The organism is Terrabacter sp. NPDC000476 (genome assembly GCF_040300125.1).
In the GTDB taxonomy this organism is placed as follows: domain Bacteria; phylum Actinomycetota; class Actinomycetes; order Actinomycetales; family Dermatophilaceae; genus Terrabacter.
In genome coordinates, this window is the sequence record NZ_JBEPDF010000001.1 from 874181 (window position 1) to 899322 (window position 25142).

21 protein-coding genes are annotated in these 25142 nt (G+C 74.1%); 11 read left to right on the top strand and 10 right to left on the bottom strand.

Translation table 11 applies throughout. The features are described from left to right. Position 1: 1 nt before the first annotated feature. Both fdh and ABT295_RS04055 read right to left on the bottom strand, forming a co-directional pair. Positions 2-3331 carry a formate dehydrogenase gene (gene fdh, locus ABT295_RS04050; RefSeq protein WP_352393124.1) on the bottom strand — a complete coding sequence of 1110 codons (3330 nt, stop codon included), beginning with the start codon at positions 3329-3331 and terminating at the stop codon, positions 2-4. Positions 3332-3512: 181 nt separating this feature from the next. Further along, positions 3513-5150: a serine protease gene (locus ABT295_RS04055; RefSeq protein WP_352393125.1), complete on the bottom strand. Its 1638-nt coding sequence runs from the start codon at positions 5148-5150 to the stop codon at positions 3513-3515. A 226-nt stretch (positions 5151-5376) separates the two neighbouring features. Here ABT295_RS04055 and ABT295_RS04060 point away from each other — a divergent pair, with 226 nt between their 5' ends. Genes ABT295_RS04060 through ABT295_RS04080 form a run of 5 tightly spaced genes read left to right on the top strand, consistent with a single transcriptional unit; the run spans position 5377 to position 12138 of the window. Further along, a complete protein-coding gene (locus tag ABT295_RS04060) occupies positions 5377-5703 on the top strand; it encodes a hypothetical protein (RefSeq protein ID WP_352393126.1) in 327 nt (108 codons plus the stop codon). 4 nt (positions 5704-5707) lie between these two features. Beyond that, positions 5708-6769 (top strand): LCP family protein, encoded by a 1062-nt coding sequence (locus ABT295_RS04065; RefSeq protein ID WP_352393127.1) that lies wholly within the window; start codon positions 5708-5710, stop codon positions 6767-6769. Beyond that, positions 6766-7239, top strand: a complete 474-nt coding sequence (locus ABT295_RS04070; protein ID WP_352393128.1) for a toll/interleukin-1 receptor domain-containing protein — start codon at positions 6766-6768, stop codon at positions 7237-7239. Before ABT295_RS04065 ends, ABT295_RS04070 begins: the two co-directional genes overlap by 4 nt. Then, the gene (locus ABT295_RS04075) at positions 7236-11174 is read left to right on the top strand and encodes an nSTAND1 domain-containing NTPase (protein ID WP_352393129.1); all 3939 of its coding nucleotides are present in this window, start codon (positions 7236-7238) and stop codon (positions 11172-11174) included. Before ABT295_RS04070 ends, ABT295_RS04075 begins: the two co-directional genes overlap by 4 nt. Continuing rightward, on the top strand, positions 11167-12138 hold the full coding sequence (locus ABT295_RS04080; RefSeq protein ID WP_352393130.1) for an alpha/beta fold hydrolase: 972 nt from the start codon (positions 11167-11169) through the stop codon (positions 12136-12138). The genes ABT295_RS04075 and ABT295_RS04080 overlap by 8 nt, the downstream gene beginning before the upstream one ends. Here the strand turns inward: ABT295_RS04080 and ABT295_RS04085 are convergent. Next, positions 12082-12885, bottom strand: coding sequence for a TRP family putative cation channel (locus ABT295_RS04085; protein ID WP_352393131.1), 804 nt, complete (start codon positions 12883-12885; stop codon positions 12082-12084). The two genes, ABT295_RS04080 and ABT295_RS04085, sit on opposite strands and share 57 nt — an antisense overlap. 124 nt (positions 12886-13009) lie before the next feature. Here ABT295_RS04085 and ABT295_RS04090 point away from each other — a divergent pair, with 124 nt between their 5' ends. After that, positions 13010-13300: a hypothetical protein gene (locus tag ABT295_RS04090; RefSeq protein ID WP_352393132.1), complete on the top strand. Its 291-nt coding sequence runs from the start codon at positions 13010-13012 to the stop codon at positions 13298-13300. Positions 13301-13327: 27 nt separating this feature from the next. On the opposite strand, the gene ABT295_RS04095 is transcribed toward ABT295_RS04090, so the two are convergent. The 4 genes from ABT295_RS04095 to ABT295_RS04110 all read right to left on the bottom strand — a co-directional run bounded on the left by ABT295_RS04095 (position 13328) and on the right by ABT295_RS04110 (position 16932). After that, positions 13328-14101 (bottom strand): amino acid ABC transporter ATP-binding protein, encoded by a 774-nt coding sequence (locus ABT295_RS04095; protein WP_352393133.1) that lies wholly within the window; start codon positions 14099-14101, stop codon positions 13328-13330. Beyond that, positions 14098-14889, bottom strand: coding sequence for an amino acid ABC transporter permease (locus ABT295_RS04100; RefSeq protein WP_352393134.1), 792 nt, complete (start codon positions 14887-14889; stop codon positions 14098-14100). Before ABT295_RS04100 ends, ABT295_RS04095 begins: the two co-directional genes overlap by 4 nt. Before the next feature lie 37 nt (positions 14890-14926). Next, positions 14927-15775: an ABC transporter substrate-binding protein gene (locus ABT295_RS04105; protein ID WP_352393135.1), complete on the bottom strand. Its 849-nt coding sequence runs from the start codon at positions 15773-15775 to the stop codon at positions 14927-14929. A gap of 254 nt (positions 15776-16029) precedes the next feature. After that, the gene (locus ABT295_RS04110; RefSeq protein WP_352393136.1) at positions 16030-16932 is read right to left on the bottom strand and encodes an SDR family oxidoreductase; all 903 of its coding nucleotides are present in this window, start codon (positions 16930-16932) and stop codon (positions 16030-16032) included. A gap of 256 nt (positions 16933-17188) precedes the next feature. Here ABT295_RS04110 and ABT295_RS04115 point away from each other — a divergent pair, with 256 nt between their 5' ends. From ABT295_RS04115 to ABT295_RS04130, 4 genes are read left to right on the top strand one after another with little or no spacing between them, the layout of a single operon-like run. Next, positions 17189-18316: a glycosyltransferase family protein gene (locus ABT295_RS04115; RefSeq protein ID WP_352393137.1), complete on the top strand. Its 1128-nt coding sequence runs from the start codon at positions 17189-17191 to the stop codon at positions 18314-18316. Then, positions 18304-19404, top strand: a complete 1101-nt coding sequence (locus tag ABT295_RS04120) for a glycosyltransferase (RefSeq protein WP_352393138.1) — start codon at positions 18304-18306, stop codon at positions 19402-19404. The genes ABT295_RS04115 and ABT295_RS04120 overlap by 13 nt, the downstream gene beginning before the upstream one ends. After that, on the top strand, positions 19401-20477 hold the full coding sequence (locus tag ABT295_RS04125; protein WP_352393139.1) for a glycosyltransferase: 1077 nt from the start codon (positions 19401-19403) through the stop codon (positions 20475-20477). The genes ABT295_RS04120 and ABT295_RS04125 overlap by 4 nt, the downstream gene beginning before the upstream one ends. Then, entirely contained in the window at positions 20474-21382 is a 909-nt protein-coding gene (locus ABT295_RS04130; protein WP_352393140.1) for a glycosyltransferase family 2 protein, read from the top strand. Before ABT295_RS04125 ends, ABT295_RS04130 begins: the two co-directional genes overlap by 4 nt. Positions 21383-21449: 67 nt before the next feature. On the opposite strand, the gene ABT295_RS04135 is transcribed toward ABT295_RS04130, so the two are convergent. Continuing rightward, positions 21450-21905 carry an SRPBCC family protein gene (locus tag ABT295_RS04135; protein WP_352393141.1) on the bottom strand — a complete coding sequence of 152 codons (456 nt, stop codon included), beginning with the start codon at positions 21903-21905 and terminating at the stop codon, positions 21450-21452. Continuing rightward, positions 21902-23497: a phytoene desaturase family protein gene (locus tag ABT295_RS04140; RefSeq protein WP_352393142.1), complete on the bottom strand. Its 1596-nt coding sequence runs from the start codon at positions 23495-23497 to the stop codon at positions 21902-21904. The genes ABT295_RS04135 and ABT295_RS04140 overlap by 4 nt, the downstream gene beginning before the upstream one ends. Positions 23498-23681: 184 nt before the next feature. Between ABT295_RS04140 and ABT295_RS04145 the strand changes: the two genes are divergently transcribed. Further along, positions 23682-24179 (top strand): hemerythrin domain-containing protein, encoded by a 498-nt coding sequence (locus ABT295_RS04145; RefSeq protein ID WP_352393143.1) that lies wholly within the window; start codon positions 23682-23684, stop codon positions 24177-24179. A 48-nt stretch (positions 24180-24227) separates the two neighbouring features. Here the strand turns inward: ABT295_RS04145 and ABT295_RS04150 are convergent, their stop codons facing one another. Next, positions 24228-24977, bottom strand: a complete 750-nt coding sequence (locus ABT295_RS04150; RefSeq protein WP_352393144.1) for a GAF and ANTAR domain-containing protein — start codon at positions 24975-24977, stop codon at positions 24228-24230. Between the last annotated feature and the right edge of the window lie 165 nt (positions 24978-25142).

The window sequence follows — 25142 nt, forward strand, 5'->3', positions numbered from 1 at the left end:
GTCAGCCTCCTCTCGTGTCGGGGGTGGACTCCGGGTGACCGGTGCGCAGCTCGTTGCTCGTCATCACGGTGCTGCCGGCGCGTGACTGGTACTCCTCGACGAACCGCAGCAGCGCCTCGCCCGCCGGACGCCGGCCCGGAACGATGTCGCACGAGCCGGCCTTGCTCTCCTGGATCTGCACGTTGGGGTCGAGCGCGACCCCGAGCAGGTCGTTGGCCGCGTCGCCCGACACGACGGCGTCGCTGCCGACGCCCCAGTGGTAGGGCAGCCCGACCTGGTGGATCGTGCGGCCCTGGACGACGAGCGGCGTCATGCGCTCGGTCACCATGACGCGCGCCTCGACGGCCGCACGGGCCGACACGATCGTCGCCCAGCCACCGTTCTCGAGCCCACGCTCGGCTGCGAGCTCCGGCGAGACCTCGCAGAAGAACTCCGGCTGGAGCTCGGCGAGGTAGGGCAGCCACCGGCTCATGCCGCCGGCCGTGTGGTGCTCGGTGAGGCGGTAGGTCGTGAAGACGTAGGGGTAGACGTCCGCGCCGGGTGCGTCGCCACTCGGACTCCACAGGTTGTCCTTGCGCGGGAAGACCTTGCGCGAGGGGTTGGACTGCTGCGCGTAGAGCGGGTTGCGGACCGGGGACTCCTGCGGCTCGTAGTGCGTCGGCAGCGGGCCGTCGAGCATCCCCTTCGGCGCGTAGAGCCAGCCCTTGCCGTCGGCCTGCATGACGAACGGGTCGTCGCCGGAGAGGCCGGCGGGACCGCCCGTGCCGGGCTCGGCGCGGAACGAGGGCGCCTTGTCGGCGACGAAGTCGGGCACGTCATGGCCGGTCCACTTCCCCTGCTCCCCGTCCCACCAGACGTAGCGCTTGCGCTCGCTCCAGGGGTTGCCCTCGGGGTCGGCCGAGGCACGGTTGTAGAGGATGCGGCGGTTCGCCGGCCAGGCCCAGCCCCAGTCGAGGGCGGTGAGGTCCTGCTCGCGCCCGGGCCTGCGGTCGGCCGCGTGGTTGACGCCGTCGGCGTACACCCCGGTGTAGATCCAGCAGCCGCCGTCGGTGGAGCCGTCGGCCTTCATCTCGGTGTAGGCCGAGAGCGGCTGACCCGCCTTGTCGCCGGTGAGGTGACGACCGTTGATCTCGGCCAGCACGGCCTCGGCGTCCGGGTCGCCGTGCTCGTCGGTCGGGTAGTCCCACGTGAGGTCGAGGAGCGGGCGGTCGCGCGGGTCGGTCGAGTCGGCGAGCAGCTCGCGGACCCGGAGCCCGAGCTCGTAGAAGAACTGCAGCTCGCTCCGGCAGTCGCCCTCGGGCTGCACGGCCTGGTGGTGCCACTGGAGCATCCGCTGCGTCTGCGTGAAGGACCCGCTCTTCTCGGTGTGGGCGGCCGCCGGGAGGAAGAAGACCTCGGTCTGGATGTCCTCCGTCCTCAGCTCGCCTGACGCGATCTCCGGCCCGTCCTTCCAGAAGGTGGCCGACTCGATCATGTTGAAGTCGCGGACGACGAGCCACTTGAGGTGTGACATCGCCTGGCGCTGCATGCGACCGTGGGCCGACCCGACGGCGGGGTTCTGCCCGAGCAGGAAGTAGCCCTCGACCTCGTCCTCGAGCATCGCCATCGTCGTCTGATAGGTGCCGTGGGCACCGCTGAGTCGCGGGAGATAGTCGAAGCACCAGTCGTTCTCGGCGGTCGCGGCCTTGCCCCACCACGCCTTGAGCAGGCTGACGGCATACGTGTCGGCGTTGGCCCAGAAGCCCTTCTGCTGCTTGTTGCCGATGGCCGACACGTAGTCGTCCCACGTGTCGTGCAGACCCGCGACCGGCATGGCGAGGTAGCCGGGCAGGATGTTGTAGAGCGTCGGGATGTCGGTCGAGCCCTGGATGCTCGCGTGCCCGCGCAGCGCCATGATGCCGCCGCCGGGGCGGCCCATGTTGCCGAGCAGCAGCTGGACGATCGCGGCGGTGCGGATGAACTGCGCACCGAGCGTGTGCTGCGTCCAGCCGACGGCGTACACGAACGCGGTCGTGCGCTCGCGACCGCTGTTCTCGGTCACCGACCGGGCGAGGTAGGCGAAGTCGTCGACGCTGATGCCGCACGTGTCGGCGACCATCTCCGGGGTGTAGCGCGCGTAGTGCTTCTTGAGGATCTGGAAGACCGTGCGGGGGTCCTCCAGCGTCTCGTCGCGCAGCACGCGGGCGTGCTCGAGCGCTGGGCCGCCGGAGCCGTGCTCGTCACCCGCCGCACGCTCGGACTTGTCCTCGCCGTGCTCGTGGGTGGCTGCGGGACCACCGATGGTGCCGGGCGACTCGTCGCCGGGCCCGTCGGCACTCGCGTAGGCCCACGTCTCCTGCGAGTAGTTGCCCTTGGCGTCGTCGTAGCCGGAGAAGAGGCCGTCGAGGTCCTCGGTGTCCTGGAAGTCCTCGCTGACGAGCGTGGCCGCGTTGGTGTACGCGACGACGTACTCCTTGAAGTAGAGGTCGTTGTCGAGGATGTACTTGATGAGCGCACCGAGCAGCACGACGTCGCTGCCGGCCCGGATGGGGATGTGCTTGTCCGCCGTCGCCGACGTCCGCGTGAAGCGGGGGTCGACGTGGATGACCCGCGCGCCCTTGAGCCGCGCCTCGGTCACCCACTGGTAGGCGACCGGGTGGCACTCGGCCATGTTGCTGCCCTGGATGACGATGCAGTCGGCGTTGGACAGGTCCTGCACGTACTGCGTGGCGCCGCCGCGCCCGAACGAGGCCCCCAGACTGGGGACGGTGGAGGAGTGTCAAATACGCGCTTGGTTCTCGATCTGCACCGCGCCTGCCGCGGTGAAGAGCTTCTTGATGAGGTAGTTCTCCTCGTTGTCGAGGGTGGCTCCGCCGAGCGAGGCGATGCCCATGGTGCGCCGCAGCGGGCGACCGTGCTCGTCGTGGTCCTGCCAGCCGTGTCGGCGGCTCGCCACGAAGCGCTGGGCCACCATCTCGACGGCGTTCTCGAGGGAGAGGCTCTCCCAGTCGGCGCCGCCGGGGCGGCGGTAGAGCACCTGGCGCTGGCGCCCGGGGTTGTTGACGAGCTGCTCGCTCGCTGATCCCTTGGGGCACAGACGGCCTCGCGACACGGGAGAGTCCGGGTCACCCTCGATCTGCACGACGCGCTCGTCCTTGACGAAGACCCGCTGCCCGCACCCGACGGCGCAGTAGGGGCACACGCTCTTCACGACGCGATCGGCCGTCGCGGTGCGCGGGGCCATCCCGCGGGTCGCCGCGGACGTCACCGCGGGGCCGCGGCCGAGGAAGTCGCCGCTGCGGACCTGCCGCACCACCGGCCACGACAAGAACGTCGCCTTCGGATCGACCATCGGTTCCTCCTCGTTGCACCGGCCTGGCTGTCCATCTGAGCACCGACCGCGGCCGGGCACAAGCACCCTGTACCCCGTGTCCGTCGCGTCCAACCACGATGTCCCGTCCCGCTGGGAGCGCGCTGTGCGTGACGCGCGGGCCGGCCTGCTCCAGCGGTCCGGCGGCCCGGCTGCGCGGTGGTCAGCCCCCCGTCGGCGACCCTGCCGGCCACCGTTCGTGCAGCGCTGTGCGGACGGCCGACACCCGGATGCCCTCGTTCGCGGCGTAGACGCCTGGCTGCCCGTCGAGACGCGCCATGGACGAGGACCCGGAGTGGTGCAGGCCGATGAGGTTCCAGTGCCGGTCGAAGACGGGGCTGCCCGAGCTGCCGGGGTCGGTGGGTGACCGGTAGTGGATGAGGTGGTCCGAGTAGCCGAGAATCCGGTTGTCCTGCAACGAGAACTGCGGCTGCTCGAGGCCCATGGGGTGGCCGATCACGTAGGCCCGTGGCGTGACGTCCGCGCCGAGCGCGGGCAGCCGCGTCGAGACGGGAACGGGCTCGGTGGCCACCGGGAGCCCGTCGAGCTCCAGCAGAGTGGTGTCGAGGTGCGGCGCCTGGGAGCTGTCGTAGAACCACTGCCGCACGACGCGGAACCGCTGCGGATCGGAATGACCGGCGTCAGCGGCGTGGAAGGCGACGACGACCTGGTCGGCGTCGATCGCCTCGGGCACGACGTGGCCGTTCGTCATGAGGAGCACGGCGGGCAGCCGAGTGTGGAAGTCCGCGCCCCGGACCAGGAAGCCGGTCCCCAGACCCTCCTCGTCGGGCGTCTCCAGGCGGGCGACCGCCCGGCACCGCGTGAGCCCCTTGACGTACCAGCTCAACGTCACGTAGCGGTCGGAGCCGAACACCTTCTCGAGGCCGGGGCTCGAGAGCCGCTCGAGCCGCTCCGCGCCGACGTCCTGCGGGGTGACCGACACGAATCCCCCGCTCTTGCGCAGGAGCTCGGAGCGCAGCAGGGGCAGGAGGCTCGAGCCCGGCGCCGACTCGGTGTCGAGCCGCCAGACGACCGTCAGCTGGCGCAGGAGGGAGTTGAGGGCGAAGGCGTCGGGGCGGGCCATGGTGATGAGGGCCTCGAGTCGTTCCACCGCCTGCGCGTGCTCCCCCACGGCCACGTGGGCCTCGACGGCCGTGGCCTGCGCCCACCCGTCGTCGTCCGGACGGTCGCGCACGACGTCGAGCACGTCGGTGACGAGCTCGCGCAGGGCCGCGCGGGCATCTGGGTGTCCCTCGAGCGGCACCTGCTCGTCGACGGCTCGGGCGAGCAGAGCCACCGCGTTGATGCCGCTCCAGAAGCGCTCCCCGGGTTGCTCGTGGTACGCCTCCAGGTACGTCCCGAGGGCGCTGCGGAGGTAGTCCGCTCGCCGCACCGGGTCGGTGGTGCCGAGGAACAGCTCCTTGCCGCAGCGGCCGAGGAGTCCTCGGGCCTCCACCTGTTCGGCCGGAGGCACGGACTCGTCACCGATCAACGCCGCCAGCGTGATCCGCGCCGCAGCGGGGTAGCCCTGCTCGATCAGGGCCTGGCCGTAGTGCCGGCGCACGAGGGCGTCCGAGACCCCCTGGCTCAGCAGGGCGTCGACGACCCGCGTCATGGCGGTGTAGCGCCGGTTGCTCCGGAGCAGCTGGAGCACCGGGGCGAACTCGTCGTCCGACGCCGGCCGGGCCGCGGCTCGCAGGTGCGCCTCGTACTCGGTCGCCACCGCGTCGACCCCGGCCCAGTCGAACTCGGCTGCGGCCCGGTGGATGCGCACGGCCCAAGACGTGCTGCTCGTGGTCATCGCGGCCCCCGTCCTGCTCCAGCCGGCCCACCGCGCGGGCGCGGCACGGGCTCGGCGCGAGTGGAGGGCGCGCCGGACGAGGAGGCGTCGACGTCGCTGCACCCGCCCCTGCAGCGTAGCCCTCGCGTCCGCCGGTCTCGCCCGATTCGCCACCCGTCCCGGAGCAGCAGGTCTACGGTGGATGCACACGTTTCGGACTCCGCCATCGCCTGTCGAGGAGGTCCGTGTGCACTCGTCCGACCGGGCGCGGGGGCCGGCCCCGCGCAGCGCCACCCGGCCCTCCCCGTTCGCCCGGGGCGCGACGGCGGCCGCTGTCGCTGCGAGCGCGCTGTTCACCGCGGGCTGCCCCGCCGGGAGCGGCGCCGACTCCACCCAGACACCCGTCGGCACGCAGACGTCGCCGACGACCGAGCCGACGACCGTGCCGACCTCGACGGCAGGATCGCCGACGACCCCGGTGACGCGACCCCCCACGACTCCCACGACGACGTCCGCCTCACGGGCCTCGACCACCTTCACCGAGCAGACGCCGACCGATCTCTCGGGTCCGTGACCCCGTGGGCCCGCGTCGACGCCTCACCGCGGCCTGCGCCGGTGCCGTCCTCGCGCTGACGCTCGTCCGAACGGCCCCCGTCCCGTGGTCGCCGGACGGACCGGTGTCCGGGCCCGCCGTCGCCGACCTCCTGACCGGGACGCTGTCGCTGCTGCTGGCCCGAACCCTCGATCCCGTTCTCACGCGCACCGCCGCGGCCACGGCGGCGCTCGACCCCTCCGGGCGGGTCGGGCCCGTCACCGTGCTCGTCGTCGGCAACGACCGGCGACCTGACCGCGTCGGGTCCCGGCGCGACATCCGGGGTGACCGGGCCGACGCCGTCATGCTCTGCGTGGTCGGCGGGGGTCGGAACACCGTGGTGCTGAGCCTTCCGCGGGACCTGCGGGTCACCGTGCCGGGACACGGGGACGGCAAGCTGGGGGGCAGCCTCGACTACGGCCCGGCGGCCGTCGTGGCTGCGGTCCGCGGCGTCACGCGGGTCCCGGTGCAGCACTACGTCGAGGTCCGCTTCGCGGCGGTGGCGCGGGTCGTCGACCGGCTGGGCGGCATCCGCCTCGATCTCGCTGCTCCCGTGCGGGACCGGGCCAGTGGACTCCACCTTGCGGCCGGCCCACAGCGCGTGGGCGGGGCGGCGGCCCTGGCCTGGCTCCGCTCGCGCGAGCCGGAGCGGCTCGTTGCGGGGCGGTGGGTGGCCGACTCCCCCGGCGACATCGGCCGGATCGATCGTCAGCACGTGCTGCTCGCGGCCGTCGCGGCCGCCGTGGCCCGCGCCGACCTCCCGACCGACCTCGGGCTCGCCGCCGCCGCGCACGGGTCGGTGACGGTGGACGACGGCCTGCGCGGCCGCGACCTCGCGATCGTCGTAGCGGCGCTGCGCGGCGCGGAACGGTGGTCGTGGAGCACCCTGCCGACGGAGCCCGAGCTGGACCCCGCCACCGCCTTCTCCCCGTTCCCGCCCGCGCACGCGGGATCCGTCGGATACCGACGGCCGGCCGCGCCCGCCGATGCGATCCTGCGTGCCCTGCGCGCGCGGACGACCCCCGCCTCCGTGGGCGCGCTCCGGTGACCGCCGGCGTCCCGCCCGGCGGCGGCACCGACGGCCTGACCCACGACGCCTTCGTCAGCTACCGCCGGAGCGACCCCGACCGTGCCTGGGTGACGCAACGCCTCGTGCCGGCGCTGCGGGCCTCGGGCGTCCGCGTGCTCCTCGACGAGGACGACTTCCGCCTCGGCGAGCCGCTCGTGCTCGCGATGACGCGGGCCGTGGAACGCAGTCGCTACACGGTCGCCGTGCTGACGCCCGCCTACCTCGCCAGCTCCTACACGGAGCTCGAGTCCCTCATGGCCGAGCACCTCGGGCTCGAGAACGCGCAGAGCCGGCTCATCGGGGTCATGCGCGAGACCGTCGCACCCAGGCTCAGCCTCCGGCTGCACATCTGGCTCGACATGACCGACGACTCCGGTTTCGACACCGCGGTGGCGCGGCTCGCCCGGGAGGTCGTGCTTCCCTGGCCCGAGACGGGGGCCATCCCGTGACCGAGCGGTTCGACGTCTTCGTCGTGTGCGCCGCCGACGACCGAGCCTGGGTCGACGGCTTCCTGCTCAACGGGCTGCGGGCGGCGGGTGTGCGGTGCGGCGACGAGACGCAGTTCGAGCTGGGGCGCCCGCTGCCCCGCCAGTTCGTCGAGGCGGTCGAGCGGTCCGACCGGGTGCTGCTCGTCGTCTCGCCGGCCTTCCTCGCCGACCAGCGTGCCGAGTGGGTGCAGCTGCTCGCGACGCAGTACGGCCAGGAGCACTCGACCTGGCCGGTCGTGCCGCTGCTGCTGCGCCCGGTCGACCGGCTCCCGCTCGACCTCAGCCTGCTGACGCGCCTCGACGCGACGGACGAGTCCCGGTGGGAGCCCTGCCTGGCCCGGCTCGTCGCCGACCTCGACCGCGAGATCGTCGACCCCGACGCAGCGCCCGAGTGCCCCTACCCCGGCCTCGAGCCGTTCACGAGCGAGCGCAGTCGCGACTTCCACGGCCGCGCTGCCGAGACCGACCAGGTGTGCCGGGAGATCGGTCGCCACCCCGTCCTCGCGGTCATCGGGACCTCGGGCAGCGGCAAGTCCTCGCTGCTGCACGCGGGGGTCGGGCCGCGCCTCGCCGCCGACGGCTTCGTCGTCGTGACGTTCCGCCCGGGACGCGATCCCGAGCTGCGCCTGCGGGCGGCCCTGGCCTCGGTGCCGGCGGCTCCCCCGGGAACGCCCGAGCCCCCGGTCCTGCTCGTCGTCGACCAGCTCGAAGAGGTCTTCACGCTCGCCGGTGCTCCGGCGACTCCGGCCGACCGGTCCGCCCGCGTCGCCGCGTTCTGCGCGGCCCTCGAGCAGGTCTGGAGCGGGGGCCGGGTCCGCTGCGTCGTCGCGATCCGCGCGGACTACTACCCGCAGCTCATGACCTCGCCGCTCTGGGCGCACGTGCGGGCGCACCGCCTCGAGCTGCTGCCCCTGGGCGGGGACGGTCTCCGGCAGGCCGTCGTGGCCCCGGCGGCCCGGGTCGGGGTGCACGTGGAGGCAGCCCTCGTGGAACGCGTCGTGCGCGACGCGGCGGGTGAGCCCGGCAGCCTCCCGCTCGTGCAGGAGACGCTCGTGCTGCTCTGGGGACGCCTCACCCGGCGGTTCCTGCCGACGAGTGCCTACGACACGCTGATCCTGCCGGGTCGGTCCTACGGCGAGCCGCCTCGGACCGGGCTGCAGGTGGCGCTGGCCAGGCACGCGGACGCGACGATGGCGGTCCTCGGGGACGCCGATCGTCTCGTGGCCCGGCGCATCCTCCTGCGTCTCGTGCAGCTGCTCGACGGCCGCGAGGACGTGCGCCGCCAGCAGCGCCGCAGCGACCTCGCCAGCGACGACGACGACCCCGCCGCTCTCGACCGAGTGCTCGGCCACCTGGTGGCCTCACGACTCGTCACCGCCACGGCCGCCGAGAGCACGTCCGACCCCGGTGAGACCCTCGTCGACCTGTCCCACGAGGCGCTCATCAGCGGCTGGCCGGCCCTGCGGGACTGGATCGCCGACAGACGTGCGGCCGAGCGGTTCCGGCGCGGCCTCGAGGAGCACGCCGACGACTGGGTGCGTCGCGGTCGCGGCCCGGGCGGCCGGCTCGACGAGGTCGAGCTCGCGGAGGCGGAGGCCTGGCTCTCCGGGCCCGACGCCGGCGAGCTGGGAGCGAGCGCCGACGTCCGGGCGCTCGTGACCGACAGCCGCGCCGCCCTCGACGCCGCGGCCCGCCGCAAGGTTCGGCTCGACCGGCTCTTCCGGGTGCTGACCGCCGCCCTGGCCGTGCTCCTCGTGGCCGTCGTCGTGGCGGCGATCCTCGCCGTGCGTCAACGCGACGACGCCGAGGAGCGACGGGTGCTGGCGCGCTCCGGCGAGCTCGGTCAGGCCGCGCGGGCCCTCCCGGTCGAGCAGCTCGACCGGGCACTGCTGCTCGCGCGCGAGGGCCTGTCGCTCCGGAGCACCCCCGGGGCCCTCGGCGGCATGCTCGCGGCGCTGAGCTCCGGCCCACGGGCGGAGCACGTCCTCGCCGTCGAGTCGCCGCAGTACGCGGTCGCCGTCGGGCCGGGAGGCGGTGTGGCCGTCACGGGTGGGCTCGACGGGGTCGTCCGGGTGTGGGACCTCGTGAGTCGCCGACCCGGGCGTCCCTTGGCGCAGCTGGGCGGCGAGGTTCGCAGCGTCGCGCTCAGCCCCGACGGGACGGCCGTCGCCGCGACCTCGAGCACGGGAGACGTCGGCCAGTGGTCCGTGCCCAGCGGCACCCGCCTCCCGACCGCGTCGGCTGGATCCGACCCGAACACCACGCACCGGGGTTCGGTGCGGGCGGTCGCCTACAGCCCCGACGGCACCCTGCTCGCCACGGCCGGGCAGGACGGGCTGGTCATCGTGAGGGAGGCACGCTCGGGCCGGGCGCGGCACGTCCTCACCGGCTACCGCGACTGGCTCGACGCGCTGGCCTTCACGCCGGACGGCACCACGCTCGTCGCTGCCGGGGGACGCACCGAGGGCCGCAGCACCGATCGCCGGATCCTGCTCTGGGACGTCGACTCCGGCCGGCTGCGGGCTCAGCTGCCCGGCCACCCGGACGCGGTCCGCGCCCTCGCCGTCGACCCCACCGGCTCCGTGCTGGCCTCCGCCGGCGCCGAGGGCACGGTCAGGTTGTGGTCGCTGCCGGACGGTCGGCTGCAGCGCACGATCGCCGCCCATGACGGGCGCATCTTCGGTCTCGCCTTCTCGCCGGACGGCTCTCGCATCGCCACGGCGGGGCGGGACCACACCGTCCGCGTCTGGGACCGGGCGACGGGGCGAGCCGCGCTTCCGGCGTTGCGCGGTCACGGGGCCTCGGTCCGGGGCGTGGCCTTCGCCGGGCCCGATCGGCTCGTCTCGGTGGGCAACGACCCGCGGGTGTTCGTCTGGGACGTCCGGCCCCTCGAGCCGGCCCGCGCGGCCACGTTCCTCACCGACCGGGTCACGCCCAGCCGCGCCGTCGCCCTCGACCCGGGTCGCGACCTCGTCGCCAGCGGCGACGACGACGGCATCGTGACGCTGCGTCGGACGTCGGACGGCGTGCCGACGGGTCTCACGCTCGACGTGGGCGCGCCGGTCAGCGGCGTGGCCTTCGGCCCGGCCGGGCAGCTCGTCACGGCCACCTTCGCCGGACGGGTGCAGCTCTGGGACGCCGGCACCGGCACGCCGAGAAGCGCCGCCGTGGAGGCCGGTCAGGGCTCGCTCGTGGTGGCGGTCTCGCCCGACGGCCGCTTCGTCGCGACCGGAGGCGACGAGGACGTCGTGACGATCTGGGACGCCGGCCTGACACGCCGCCTCGCGACCCTGACCGGTCACCTCAACTGGGTGCGTGGTCTCGCGTTCCGTGGCGACTCCGCCCTCGTGTCGGTCGGAGCCGACGGGATGGCCTACGTGTGGACCGGACTGCCGGACGCCCGGCACGTGGCCCTCAACCTGAGGTCGAGCCCGATGGAGTCCGTCGCGATCAGCCCCGACGGCCGCCGGGTGGCGACGGGGAACACCGAGGGGCAGGTCATCGTCTGGGACGCCGACCGCACCGACGCGCGCGGCGTGGATCGCCCGACGCTGACGGGGCACGACGGCGCGGTCCGCGGGGTCGCCTTCGACCCGGGCGGACGGTGGGTCGTCACGACCGACGCCTCCGGCACCGTCCGGCTCTGGGGCCCGGACCCGTCCTTCGACCCGTGGGGCACGCTCGGCCGGGTGCGCTCCGTCTCGGACGTCGTGGCGGTCTCGTCGACGGAGGTCGTGACCGTCGGGTCGGACGGTCCGGCACGGTGGACCCTCGACGCGCGGGACTGGTCGAGGATCGCCTGCGACGTCGCCGGGCGCGACCTCGACGAGAACGAGGCCCAGCAGTACGGGTTCGCGACTCCACCCCGAACCTGCCCGGCGCGCCCCGATGGCTAGGCCGCTCGTCCGTCGCGCCGTCTGGGTCGTGCTCGTCGGGGCGATCGTGGTGACTGGGGTGCTCGGGACGCTCGCCCTCGTCCCCCGCACCCCCGTCGGCGCACCGACCGACGGCGGGAGCACGGGGGCGCGGCCGACGGCACCCACCGTGCGTCGCCTGCCCGACATCACGTATGCCACGGGCGCCGGTCTCGACGTCTACCTGCCCGACCCTCCGGCCGCCCCTCCGGCCACCCCTCCGGAGAGCCCCGGGACCGGGACGCCCCGCGCGGGAACGGTCGTCGTCGTCCTCGTGCACGGTTGCTGCGGGGACCGCTCGGACCTCGGCAAGCTCGCGGAGGCGCTGGCGGCGGCCGGCGCGGTCGTGCTGAACGTCGGCTGGCCCGGGATGGCCGCGGACGCCCGCTACCCGGGCGCCTACGAGGCCGTCGGCTGCGCGGCCCGTTTCGCCCGGGCCCGGGCCGCTTCCTTCGGTGGTGATCCCGACCGGGTCGTCCTCGTCGGCTGGTCGGACGGGGCACTCGTGGCGACGACCGTCGCCGGGACCGGCGACGACCTCGACGACCGGAGGTGCACGGTGCGGAACGTCACCACCCGACCGCGCGCCGTGGTCGGCCTCAACGGCTTCTACGGTTGGCGCGCACCCGTGCCACCGGCCTACGTCACCGCCCGGGCGGTGCGCTTCTTCGGGGGGACGCCGCGCGAGCGGCCGCAGGCGTGGATCGCGGCGACGCCGTGGACCGCCCTGCGGGAGGCTCCGACCGGCGGCACCTGGGTGCTCGTCGGTCGCACCGACCCCCTCCTGCCCGACGCCCGCCGTTACGCGGCCGCCCTCCGGGCGGTGGGCCGGCCCGTCCACCTCGTCGAGATGGCGCCCGACGGCGACCAGAGCCTCATCTCGCCGCGCTCACCCGAGGGGCGTCTGGTCGTGACGACGGTCGTCGCCGCCGGAGGCCGGCCCTGAGGACCGACCGGTCAGCAGCTGCACGATCCTGCGTCGCACGGCGTCGGGCTGCGCCACCTCCACGGCCTCGACCATGCCCGAGCGCGCGAGCTGGACGGCGCGCGTGTCACGACCCTGCCCGCGAACGGCCGCGACGAGCTCGTCGGCGGTGCGGCCCGAGCCGGCGAGGGCGACGACGGGACGGCGCTGCGACACGCTGTGCCGCAGGTCGGCATACGCGATGTCACCGCCGTTGAGCACCACGGTCACCGACGGCGCGTCGCCCGCCAGCACCATGGCGACCGCGGCGATCCACGGCGACTCGGCGCCCCACTCGTCGCCCGGCACGAGCACGAACGCGTCGTGCCGTGGTTCGAGCCTCGCGGTGCCTTCCCGACCGTCCTCGCCGGGGAGGTCGACGGTCCCGCGGGCGGCCACCCCGACGAGCGTGACGGGCGAGCCCACGTCACGCGCCTGCCCGAGGAGCGCCATGACCCCGGCGTCCGTGCCCCCGTCGAGCACGACGGCACCGGTGGTCTCGCACGCCGCGAGCAGTCCGTCCCGAACGACGGCGAGCAGGTCCCCGCTCGCCCGCGGCCCCAGCCCCGAGGCGCCGCCGACCACGACGACGACGGGCACGGGCGAACGCAGCCCCAGGGCTTCGAGGGCGGTCGTGAGCTCGGCACCGGAGTCGACGCACACGGCGCGCGCCTCCGCCCCGCCGGGCAGACGCAGGACCAGGGGGCGGGGCCCACTCGCAGTGCCCACGGCGCTCCTCCTTCGCGTTCCGACCAGTCTGGCACCTCGTGCGCGGGCCGGGCCCCGCACCGGACCGGACGGCCGGGCCGGACCCGGCTGGGCAAGCGGGTCGGTGGCAGGGGACGATGGGGCCATGGCGAAGCCCCGCAGCGGCCCGAGGTTCTTCAGGCGTCGTGGACACGAGCTGACCGTCGAGGACGCCGACGGCAACCGCCTGCAGGCCACGCTCGAGAAGCTCGGCGCGGACTCGACGCAGGAGGACGGCGCCTTCGTCCTCGGCTACTGCAAGAGCTGCGACTGGACCGGCCCCGCCCGCCGGGCGCGCGACAAGGCACGACGCGACGCCGAGGCGCACGTGGCCGAGTGCCCGAGCAAGGGCAAGATCCGCCTGGGCGTGGGCGACGACCCCACCCGGCCCGACTGAGCCCCGGCCCGCCGGCGGCGGCCCGGGTCAGAGCACCTGGGAGAGGAACCGCTGGAGCCGTTCGGTGCGCGGCGCCTCGAACAGCTGGTCGGGCGCCCCGGACTCGACGACGCGGCCGTGGTCCATGAAGAGCACCTGCTGGGCCACGGAGCGGGCGAAGCCCATCTCGTGCGTCACGACGACCATCGTCATGCCCTCGGCGGCGAGGTCGGCCATCGTCGCGAGCACGCCCTTGACGAGCTCGGGGTCGAGGGCCGAGGTGGCCTCGTCGAAGAGCATCACCTCGGGCTCCATGGCGAGGGCGCGGGCGATCGCCACGCGCTGCTGCTGCCCACCGGAGAGGGTGGCAGGGCGCACGTCCGCCTTGTGCGCGAGGCCCACCCGGTCGAGGTGGTGGAGCGCGCGCTCGGCGGCCTCGTCCTTGCCCAGCCCCTTGAGCCTGGTCAGCCCGAGGGTGATGTTGGCGCGCACCGTCTTGTGCGGGAAGAGGTTGAAGTGCTGGAAGACCATGCCGACGCGCTGGCGCAGCAGGTCGGGGTTGTCGGCCAGGACGCTGCGCCCGTCGAGGAGCACGTCGCCGCGGTCGGGTTCGAGCAGGCGGTTGACGACGCGCAGCAGCGTCGACTTGCCCGACCCGGAGGGACCAATGACGCAGGCGGTCGTCGCCGCCGCCACCTCGAGGTCGACACCGCGCAGCACCTGGTTGCTGCCGAAGGCGAGGTGGACGTCGCGGGTCGCGACCGACACGCCGGCACTCGTCGCGGAGGGGCTCGTCCCGGTCGGGCTCGTCTCGGTCGTCATCGGGGCTCCTGGGTCACGGCGAGGGCGGGTTCGGGGCTCCCCGACGGCTCGTCGGCGTCGGGCGCGTGGGCGGCGCCGTCGTCGCGGCGTCCGTCGCGCAGACGGCGGTCGATCGCGTTGACGGCGTGGGTGAGCGGCACGGTGACGACGAGGTAGAACAGGCCCGCGAGCACGAGCGCCGACTGGTTGCCCGTGTTCGCCGCGGCGTCCTGGCCGATGCGGAAGAGGTCGCGCTGGCTCGCGAGCAGCCCGAGGAAGTAGACGAGCGAGCTCTCCTTGATGAGGGCGATGAACTGGTTGACGAGGGCGGGCAGCACGCGGCGCACCCCCTGCGGGATGACGACGAGGCGCATGCCCGAGGGGCGGCTGAAGCCGAGGGCGCGAGCCGCCTCGAGCTGGCCGGCCTCGACGCTCTGGATGCCGGAGCGGAAGATCTCCCCGATGTAGGCGCTCGCGATGAGCGAGAGCGCGAGGATGCCGAGCGGGTAGGGGTTGGGTCCCCAGATCTGCAGCCCGACGGGAGACAGCCCGACGCCGATGAGCAGGATGGTCACCGCCGCGGGCAGACCACGGAAGACGTCGGTGAAGATCCTTGCGGGCCAACGCAACCAGCGTCGGTGCGAGAGCCCGCACACCGCGAGCACCATGCCGAGCACCGTGCCGATGACGGCCGAGGTCAGCGCGAGCAGGAGCGTGTTGGGCAGCCCGACCGTGACCAGCTCGGGCAGGGCCTCGCGCATGGCGTCGAGGTCGAAGAACGTCTCGCGCAGCGTGGTCAGGATGTCCACGTCGCCCTCCTCTCAGGGGTGCTCGGGCACTCGGTCGTCACGGTGTGGTCGACGGGGTGGCGCCGGCCGCGGCGCCGCTGCCGGGCGTGAAGTCCTCGGGGATCTCGCGGCTCGGGTAGTACTGCTTCTGCAGCTTCTCCCACGTGCCGTCGGCGACGACCTCGTCGATGCCCTTGTCGAGGGCGGCCCGCAGCTTGTCGTTGCCGGGGGCGACGGCATACGCGATGCCACCGGGGTCGAGCTGCTTGGCGACGGCCAGGACCTTGCCGCCGGAGTCGCCGGCGGTCTTCTCGCCGATCTCGGCCGGGGTGATCCAGGCGTCCGCCGTGCCGGCCCGCAGCTGGTTGAGCGCCGCGTTGTAGTCGGGCACGCGCACCGGGTTGAGGTTCTCGCGCGTGACGTAGTCGTCCTGCACCGTGCCCTGCACGACGACGACGCGCTTGCCGGGCAGCTGGTCGAACGAGGTGATCGGCGACCCCTTCGGCACGTCGAGGCCGAGGAAGCCGAAGTCGTACTTGTTCGTGAAGTCGACCGTCTTCTTGCGCGCCTCGGTGATGCTGATCGAGGAGGAGCCGACGTCGAACTTGCGCGTCTTCACCTGGGCGAGGAGCGAGCTGAACTCGGTGCCGACGAACTCGACCTTGAGGCCGAGCTTGCCGGCGACCGCGGTCAGCAGGTCGTTGTCGAAGCCGGTGAACTTCCCGTCCTTGAGGAAGACGTTCGGTGGGGCGTCGGTCAGCGTGCCGGCACGCAGCGTGCCCGGCTGCTGGAGGTCGTACGGGTTGTCGGCGGCGGTCTGGCCGGCCGACGAGCCGCCGCAGGCCGTCAGGGACAGCGCGACGAGAGCAGCGGCCGAGACGGCGAGGGAGCGCTTGAGCACGGGCATGGAGAAGTCCTTCGGGGCGGCGACGTGGCAGGGGACGGAGGCGGGCGTCGTTACCCGCTCGCGCGGCTCCCGGCCCCGGCGCTCCGGACGTCCTCCGGGGCCCTGGTCACCCAGGGGGTCGGACGCGCGCCGGCGGGATCGCCGCGTTCACAACGTCACGTTATCGTCGCCCCAACGTCGAGTCATGTTCGCCCTCGACCTGTCTCACAGGATGGGCAGCCCGTTGACGCCGCCCCTCGCTCGGTCGGGAGCCGTCAGAAGACCGCGCCACCGCCGGTGACGCCCAGCACCGTGCCCGACACGTAGCTCGCGTCGGCCGGTGAGGCCAGGAAGACGTAGGCGGGTGCCACCTCCCCCGGCTGCCCGGCGCGCCCCAGCGGCGTGTCGGCCCCGAAGGTCTCCAGTGTGTCGCCCTCCCGGGTCGCCGGCTGCAGCGGGGTCCAGATCGGGCCGGGCGCCACGGCGTTCACGCGGATGCCCTTCGGTCCCAACGATGCCGCGAGGTTGACGGTGAGGTTGTTGAGCGCGGCCTTGGTCGCGGCGTAGTCGAGCAGCGCGGGTGAGGGGTCGTAGGCCTGGATCGAGGTCGTGTTGAGGATGCACGACCCGGGGGCCAGGTGCGGCAGGGCCGCCTGGCAGAGCCACATGACGGCGTACAGGTTCGTGCGCAGCACGCGTTCCACGTGCTCGGGCCGCAGTCCCTCGAGCCCCTCAGGTCCCCGGGCCCAGTGGTAGCCGGCGTTGTTGACGAGGATGTCGAGGCCACCCAGATCGCGCACGGCGTCGGCGACGACCCCCATGCAGGTCTGCCGGTCGACGAGGTCACCGGGCAGCAGCGCGCCGCGCCGTCCCGCCTTCTCCACCCAGGCCAGCGTCTCCTCGGCGTCGGCCTGCTCCGAGGGGAGGTAGCTGATGGCGACGTCGGCGCCCTCACGGGCGAAGGCGATCGCGACCGCTCGTCCGATGCCCGAGTCACCTCCCGTGATGAGGGCGCGCTTGCCCTCGAGCCTGCCGTGGCCGACGTAGGTCTCCTCGCCGTGGTCGGGTCGTGGCTCCATCGCCGTCGTCAGCCCGGGTGGCTCCTGCTGCTGGGCAGGGAAGCCGCCCTTGTCGTCATGGCGCACCAGCGCCTCGGCGCGGTCGGCGATCTCGGACATCGGTGGTCCTTCGGTTCGGTGGCGTACGGCGGCGGTCGGTGCGACCGGGCCGCCGGGCTGGTCGTCGGCGTCGACTCCCGGTCCCTTACCCACGGCCCGTACCCAGGCACGCGCGCGGACGCGCCGTTCGTCCGAAGCGTCTCCCCGGGCGGCGCACGGGGTATGCCTGCCTGGACAGGCTCCAACCACGCGGCCTCGCCCCTCACCCACGCCGACCCCTCGCCCTCGGCGTCCGGTTGCTCCGAAAGGCAGCTGCGTGCTCCCCGTCATCGCCTCCGTCCCCGCCGGGCACGTCTACGTGCGCCACCTCGACCCGCCGGCCGGTGAGCCGACGGCCGTGCGGCTGGCCGACCCCCGGCCCCGGGCCGACGTGCCCGACGCGCAGTGGTGGCCGCCGCGGATGCTCGAGCCGGGCTGGGTCGACGCGCACGCCGACGACTTCGACCTCATGCACGTCCACTTCGGCTTCGACGCCGTGTCACCGGCCGACCTGGCCGACCTCGTGGCGTGCCTGCGGCGCCACGGCAAGCCGCTCGTGCTCACCGTGCACGACCTGCGCAACCCGCACCAGCTCGACCGGGCCCTGCACGACGCGCAGCTCGACGTGCTCGTGCCGGCCGCCGACGCGCTGCTCACCCTCACGCGCGGTGCGGCGGCGGAGGTGCGGGCACGGTGGGAGCGCGAGGCCACCGTCGTGCCGCACCCCCACGTGGTGGAGGAGCCGCGGCTGTCGCGCCCGCGCCGGCAGCGCGGGCCCGACGACCCCTTCGTCGTCGGCGTCCACGCCAAGAGCCTCCGCGCCGGCATGGACCCGCTCCCGGTCATCGAGGCCGTCGTCGACACGCTCCCGCTCATGCCGGGCGCACGCCTCAGGGTCGATGCGCACACCGACGTCATGACACCCGGCTTCGACCGCCACGAGCCCGCGCTGGCCGACCGGCTGCGCGAGCTGGAGCGCCGAGGTGACGTCGAGCTGCACGTCCACGACTACTTCACCGACGACGAGCTCTGGGACTACCTCGAGGCGCTCGACGTCTCGCTGCTGCCCTACCGCTTCGGCACGCACTCCGGCTGGCTCGAGGCGTGCCACGACCTCGGCACGACGGTCGTCGCCCCGGACTGCGGCTACTACGCGGACCAGCGCCCCTGCCTGCTCTACGCGGTCGCCGGCGAGAGCGCTGCGGCCGCCGACGGTGGCGCCCACCCCGTGGCGGCGGGCTCGCTGCGCGACGCGCTCCTCACGGCCCACCGCGACCGTCCGCAGTGGCGGGCCGACCCGCTCGAGCGGGCGCGTGAGCGCGTCGCCGTCGCGCGGGCGCACGACGAGGTCTATGCCGCAGTGCTCGCTGCCGTCGCCGCCGGGGGTGTCGCGTGCACGTCGTGATCCTCGCCGCGTCGACGTATGCCGTCGCCGAGCCCTTCGCGGGCGGCCTCGAGTCGCTGACGTGGCACCTCGCCCGCGGTCTCGCCGACCGCGGCATCGAGGTGTCGCTCTTCGCAGCGCCGGGCAGCGACCCGGCGCTCGGGGCGGTGCCCCTCGACGTGGCGCCGCTGCAGCTGACGGACGCCGCCCGCCAGGACGTCTCGATGGTGCCGGAGCGGTGGCTGCGCGAGCACCACGCCTACCTCCAGGTGCTGGTGGCCCTGCAGGGCCGGCGTGACGTCGACGTCGTGCACAACAACAGCCTGCACCACCTACCGGTCGCGATGGCGAGCTCGCTCCCCGCCCCGGTGCTCACCACGCTGCACACGCCGCCCACCCCGTGGCTCGAACCGGCCATCGCCATCGACTCGGGCGCGACCGCCGGCGGACCCGGCCGACCGCACCGTCGCAACAGCCACTACGTCGCCGTGAGCGAGCACACGGCCCGGGCGTGGTCGCACGTCGTGCAGCCCGGGGTCGTGCACAACGGCGTCGACACCGGGCGCTGGCTGCCCGGTGCGGGCGGGCCCGACCTGGCCTGGGCCGGGCGCCTCGTGCCCGAGAAGGCCCCGCATCGGGCCATCGCCGTCGCCAGAGCGGCCGGCCGCCGCCTGCGGCTCGCCGGACCCGTGGGCGACCCGGCCTACTTCGTGGAGGTCGTCGCGCCCCTGCTCGGTGACGGCATCGAGCACGTCGGGCACCTCGACAGCCGTGGCCTCGCCGACCTCTTCGGCTCGAGCGCCGTCACCCTCGTCACGCCCGAGTGGGACGAGCCCTACGGCCTCGTCGCCGCCGAGTCGCTCGCCTGCGGGACGCCGGTCGTCGCCCTCGACCGCGGCGGGCTGCGCGAGTTCGTGTCCCCGTCCGTCGGCGTCCTCCTGCCGCCCGCCTCGACGGCCGCCGAGGGCGCCGTGGCCGTGGAGGCCGCGGCTGCCCTCGATCGCCGGGACTGCCGCGACCACGCCATCGCCCACTGCTCCGTGACGCGCATGGTTGACGACTACGTCGCGCTCTACCACGCGCTCTCGAGCGTGCAGGGTGCCGCGTGATCGGCTGGTACGCCCACCACCACGGGCTCGGGCACGTCAGCCGCCTCCAGGCCGTGGCCGCCCACCTCGACGTGCCGGTCACCGGCCTGAGCTCCCTCCCTGCACCCGAGGGGTGGTCCGGCCCGTGGGTCCGCCTGGCGCGGGACGACGCCGCAGCGCTGGCGCCCGGGGGCCCGACGGACCAGACCGCGAACGGCACGCTGCACTGGGTGCCCCGCCACGACCCCGGGCTGGCCGAACGCACCGCGCAGGTCGCCGACTGGGTGACCCGCACCCGCCCCGGCCTCGTCGTCGTCGACGTCTCGGTCGAGGTCGCCCTCACCGTGCGGCTGTGCGGCGTCCCGGTGGTCGTCGTCACCCTCCCGGGGCGCCGCACCGATCCCCCGCACCGGCTCGCCCACGACCTCGCCGACGCGCTGCTGGCGCCCTGGCCGGAGGGCGCGCACTCCCGCGACTGGCCCGAGTCGTGGGTGGGCAAGCTGGCCGCGGTGGGCGGCATCTCGCGGTTCGACGGCCGCACGCCGGACTGCCGCGGCAGCGGCGGGCTCGGGCGCCCTCCGCGGGTGCTCGTCGTGTGGGGCGGTGGCGGCCGGCAGACGTCGCCGGCGCAGGTCGAGGCGGCCCGGGCGGCGACCCCCGGCTGGGAGTGGGTGGAGCGCTCCCCCGCGTCGCCCTCCCGCGACCTGTGGGCCGACCTCGCCCGGGCCGACGTCGTCGTCACGCACGGGGGCCAGAACGCCGTGGCCGAGGTGGCCGCGGCGCGGCGCCCCGCGGTCGTCGTGGCCCAGCCACGGCCGTTCGACGAGCAGGTCGCCACGGCCACGGCGGTGGACCGGCTCGGCATGGCGGTCGGGCTGCCGGCGTGGCCCACCGACCCCGACGAGTGGCCCGGACTGCTCGCACGAGCGCGCGCGATCGGCGGATCCCGCTGGCAGCACTGGTCTTCCGGTCACGGCGCCGCCACCGCCGCAGCGGTCCTGGAGTCCCTGGTGCGCAAGCTCTCCACGCCCACACCCACGTCCACGCCCACACCCACGCCCGGGTCGGCGGCAGACGCCGTCGCGGTCTCGTGAGCACGAACGCGCCGACCATCGCGGTCGTCACCATCGTGCACGGTCGCCACGCCCACCTCGACCGGCAGCTCCACGGCCTCGCGCGCCAGACGAAGTCGGTCGACCTGCACGTCGTGGTGGCCATGGACGACCCCGAGGTGGAGCAGGTGGTGGCGTCGAGGCCCGCCGCACGACGCACGAGGGTCGTCGACGTCGCGAGGCGAGGCCCGCAGCTCCCGCTCGCCGCTGCCCGCAACCGGGGTGTCGAGGTCGCCCTCGCGGCCGGCGCCGACCGGCTCGTGCTGCTCGACGTCGACTGCATCCCGTCACCGGGGCTCGTCGAGCGTTATGCCGACGCGCTCGCGACGCAGTCGGGTCCGCAGCTGCCGCAGTCGGATCCGTGGGCACCCCTCGTCTGGTGCGGCGAGGTCGCCTACCTGCCCCCGGCACCCGGCGGCCGCGACTACCTCGAGCTCGACCTCGACACGCTGGCCGACCCGCACCCCGCGCGGCCGGTGCTCCGGCCCGACGAGGTGCGCGCCGGCACCGACCTCAACCTCTTCTGGTCGCTCTCGTTCGCCCTGACCGCGCGCTCGTGGGCGGCGATCGGCGGCTTCGACGAGACCTACGTCGGCTACGGCGGCGAGGACACCGACTTCGCCCAGCGGCTGCGCGTGGCGGGCGGTGGTCTGCGGTGGATCGGCGGTGCCCGCGCCCACCACCAGCACCACCCGACGAGCTCGCCCCCGGTGGCGCACCTGCACGACGTCGTCGAGAACGCCAACCGCTTCGCGCAGCGCTGGGGCTGGTGGCCGATGGAGGGGTGGCTCGACGCCTTCGCCGAGCTCGGACTGGCCCGGCGACGGCCCGGCGGTGCCTGGGAGGTCACGGCTGGGGCGGACGAGGACACCCGGCCCCGGGCGTGACCGCCGCGGCTCCGGCTCGTGTCCCGCCGACCCTTGATCGCCCGATGCCCGGGGCGGGTCGGGCGACTCAGGCCCGGTGGTCCTCGTCGTCGTGGGCCTTCTCGGCGAGCAGGGCCAGGCGGCGCAACGACTCGCGGTTGCGGCGGTCGAGCACGACGTCGCGCACCGGCTTCGGCACGAGCTGGGCCGGGCCTCCCGACGCGTCCTCCTCCATCGTCACCTCCGTGCCCTCGGCAACCGGCCGGCACGAGATGCGCACGACCCCCTCGCCCGTCGGCCAGGCGCGCACCGTGAGCTCGAGGAGATCAGGTCGCTCCGACCGGACGACGGTGGTGGTGTCGTCGATGAGCATCGGCCAGGCACCCACCGAGTGGTGGATGTGCGTGCCCTCCGCCGGCCAGTCCTCCGAGACCGCCCGCACCCGTGAGGCGCCCACCACCCACTGGCTGTAGCTCCAGCCGTTGGCGAGGACGTCGAAGACCGACTCCGGCTCGGCGCGGATGACGCGTTTCGTCGTGCTCACTGCTTCCTCCATGGTGGTCGGGCTCGGTGGTGCCACAACGCGGCCCGTGCGGCGTTGGCCCCGCAGGCTCCGTGCACCCCGCCCCCCGGGTGCGCCGACGCGGATGCCAGGTAGAGGCCCCGCACCGGCGTCTCGGCACGCCCCGTGCCGGCCACGGGGCGGAAGACGAGCTGCTGGTGCAGGCCCGCCGTGCCGCCGTTGACCGCCCCACCGACGAGGTTGCTGTCGAGCGCCTCGAGCTCACGCGGACCGAGCACGCGACGCGCGGTGATGCGGTCGCGGAAGCCGGGCGCGCGGCTCTCGATGCGCTGCTCGACGCGCTCGGCCATGGCCTCGAGGTCGGACTCGTCCCAGCTGCCGGTCACGGGTCGCACGCCGTGACGCCCCTCGGCGGCATCACTCCGAACCCGTTGCGGCACATGGGTGTACGCCCAGAGAGCCTCGCCGCCGTCCGGAACCCTCGTGTGGTCGGCGACACCCATCTGGCCGACGAGGAGGAAGGGTCGCTCGGGCACGAGGCCGGCCGACACCTGCCCGCCGGCGAGGGTCATGTCATCCATCGAGTCGGCGACGTGGACGGTTCCCGGCGCACGGTCGGGGGCGTTCGACCAGGGCACGGGTGAGCTCAGGGCCCAGTCGACCTTGACGGTCGAGGGGTCCCACTCGAAGCGCGACATGCGGTCGCGCAGCTTCGTCGGCAGCGCGTCCCATCCCACCAGGCCCCCGAAGAGGGCCGGGGCGGAGACGTCCGCCAGCACGGCGCGCCTGACCGGGACCTCACCCGACGAGGTGCGCACGGCGACCGCGCGCCCGGAGCGCACGCACACCTCGGTGACACGCTCGCCGAGCCGCACCTCCCCGCCCAGGGACTCGAGCCGCCGCACCATCGCACCGCTCAGCGCGGCCGCCCCTCCCCGGGGCACCGGGAAGCCCACGGTCTGCCCGAGCATGGCGAGGAGGAGACCCATGACGGCCGAGCCGGGCGACTCGAGGGGGATGTCGGCGTGGCCGGCGTTGCCGGCGACGAGCATCCGCGCGCCCTCCCCGCGGAACCGGTGCTCGGTGAGCGACCGGGCCGGCATGAGCAGCTCGCGCACGAGCCCCAGGCCGCCCGCGCGGGTCAGCTGCAGCGCCATGCCCGCGCCGCCACGCACCGGAGGGAACGGGCTGAGGAGGCAGCGGACGAGGTCGTCGCCGACCCGGTCCCAGGTCGCGCAGAGGTCGAGCCAGGCCTGTCCGTCACCGGGCGCGTCGGCGTCGAGCGCACTCGCGGTGTCGTTGCGGTCGTCGTGGAGCACCGCCCAGCGCCCGTCGGGGAAGGCGTGGCCGAGCACCGACGGGGCCCTCGACCACTCGAGCCCGTGCTGCTCGAGGTGCAGGGCCTGCACCGTCGGCGATCCCGCGGCGAGAGGGTAGAACGAGCTGAAGGTGTCGTGGACGTGACCGGGCGCGACCGACTCGTCGCTCCACACCGCGCCGCCGGGCCGGTCCTGCTCCTCGAGCACGACGACCGACCAGCCGGCGTCGGCGAGGAGGTTGGCGGCGACGAGCCCGTTGGGCCCGCTACCGATGACGACGGCATCCGGGGTCACGATGTCCTCTCGGGGTGGAGTGCCCGGAACATACCCCAGGGCCGGAGCGGGAAACCCCGGCGGCGTCGCTCCAGGAGTGCGCGGCCGGGCGCTGCCGGACGACGGTCGTGGCTGCGGCGAGTGGGTAGGGGGAGGCCACGCGCCGCCTGCGAGTTGTGGGCGGCCCCGACGTCAGGAGAGCCACATGTCCACGGATGCCATCGTCCTGCTCAAGCAGGACCACCAGGAGGTGCGCAAGCAGTTCCGCGCCTTCCGCAAGCAGGGCCAGACGCCGGTGCAGAAGCAGGGCGTCGTCGACACGATCCTCGAGCTGCTGACGGTGCACACCTACATCGAGAACGAGGTGATGTACCCCCGCGTGCGCGAGCTGCTGCCCGACCTCGAGGACGACGTGCTCGAGTCCTACGAGGAGCACCACGTCGCCGACGTGCTCTGCCTCGAGCTCTCGACCATGGACGCGACCGACGAGCGCTTCGACGCCAAGACCACGGTGCTCATCGAGAACGTCGAGCACCACATGGACGAGGAGGAGCAGGACTGGTTCCCCAAGGTGCGCGAGGGCCTGGGCCGCAAGGCGCTGCAGGAGCTCGGCGAGGAGCTGCTGGCTGCCCGGGAGCGGGCGCCGCGACGACCGGAGCAGCCGAGCGCGATGAAGAAGGCCATCGACGCCGTCGTCTCCTGAGGTCGCACCGGCTGCGGAGGATGGGGCGCCGCGGCCGTGCTGGTCGGGCTAGCGCTCCGGGAGGTCGCCGGTCATCGTGACGTGCTCGGCGATCTCGGCGAGCTTCCGGTTGAGGTGCTGGCTCGATGCTCGCAGCTGCTCGAAGGCCTGCGCCTCGGACAGCTTGTGGATGCCCATGAGGATGCCGATGGCCTCGCCGATCTGACGGCTGGTGCCCAGCGCCCGGTGGAGGTTCGCGGCCTTGTCGGCCTGTGCGGCGTGCATGAGCAGGATGCGGGCGTGCGCGGCGAAGAGCGCGACGCCGGCCTGGGTCTCCGCCCCGAAGGCGCACCGCTGTCCGCTGTAGAGGTTGAGCGCCGCGCGGACCGGGCGCTCCTGGATGGGGAAGGCGAGCACGCTGCGCACGGGGGTGCGCGCCGCCACCGCCTCGCAGAAGATCGGCCAGCGACGGTCGGCGGTGACGTCCTCGACGCGGACGGGCATCGTGGCGTCCGCGGCCCGCAGGCACGGCCCGTCCTGCAGCTCGTGCTGGATCCCGTCGACGCTCGCCGCGACGTCGTCGGAGCACGCGAGGCTGTAGGGACGTCCCTGTTGCGGCCAGGCGGTCAGGCCCGCCCACTCGCACCCATCGATCGCCGTGACGGCCAGGTCGATGAGGCGCTGGAGCGCCGACTCCTGGTCGCCACCGGCATGCAGATAGCTGTTCAGCTCGACGAACTCGAGGGCGAGGTCCGCCGTGCCCATCGAGCGGTGTCGGTTCGTATCGACCCACACGGGCTGTGGTTCCGGGCTGCTCATCGCGTCAGCTTCCTTCCTCGACGCCGGACCGGTCACTGCGAGGGGTCGACCGTCGGTCGTGGTTGGGGCCTTCCCTCCGGAGTCTACGTTCGCCGCGGCGTCCCGCCCCTCTCGCGCGGCTCGTTCCTGCCGTGCTCGCGCACAGCCCACGCGCCGGCGGCAGGG

What these genes read in the sequence shown, in the direction of transcription:
- ABT295_RS04055 (WP_352393125.1), bottom strand. Translation starts at nt 5,150, where the DNA reads ATGACCACGAGCAGCACGTCTTGGGCCGTGCGCATCCACCGGGCCGCA.
- ABT295_RS04080 (WP_352393130.1), top strand. Translation starts at nt 11,167, where the DNA reads ATGGCTAGGCCGCTCGTCCGTCGCGCCGTCTGGGTCGTGCTCGTCGGG.
- ABT295_RS04090 (WP_352393132.1), top strand. Translation starts at nt 13,010, where the DNA reads ATGGCGAAGCCCCGCAGCGGCCCGAGGTTCTTCAGGCGTCGTGGACAC.
- ABT295_RS04095 (WP_352393133.1), bottom strand. Translation starts at nt 14,101, where the DNA reads ATGACGACCGAGACGAGCCCGACCGGGACGAGCCCCTCCGCGACGAGT.
- ABT295_RS04105 (WP_352393135.1), bottom strand. Translation starts at nt 15,775, where the DNA reads ATGCCCGTGCTCAAGCGCTCCCTCGCCGTCTCGGCCGCTGCTCTCGTC.
- ABT295_RS04110 (WP_352393136.1), bottom strand. Translation starts at nt 16,932, where the DNA reads ATGTCCGAGATCGCCGACCGCGCCGAGGCGCTGGTGCGCCATGACGAC.
- ABT295_RS04145 (WP_352393143.1), top strand. Translation starts at nt 23,682, where the DNA reads ATGTCCACGGATGCCATCGTCCTGCTCAAGCAGGACCACCAGGAGGTG.
- ABT295_RS04150 (WP_352393144.1), bottom strand. Translation starts at nt 24,977, where the DNA reads ATGAGCAGCCCGGAACCACAGCCCGTGTGGGTCGATACGAACCGACAC.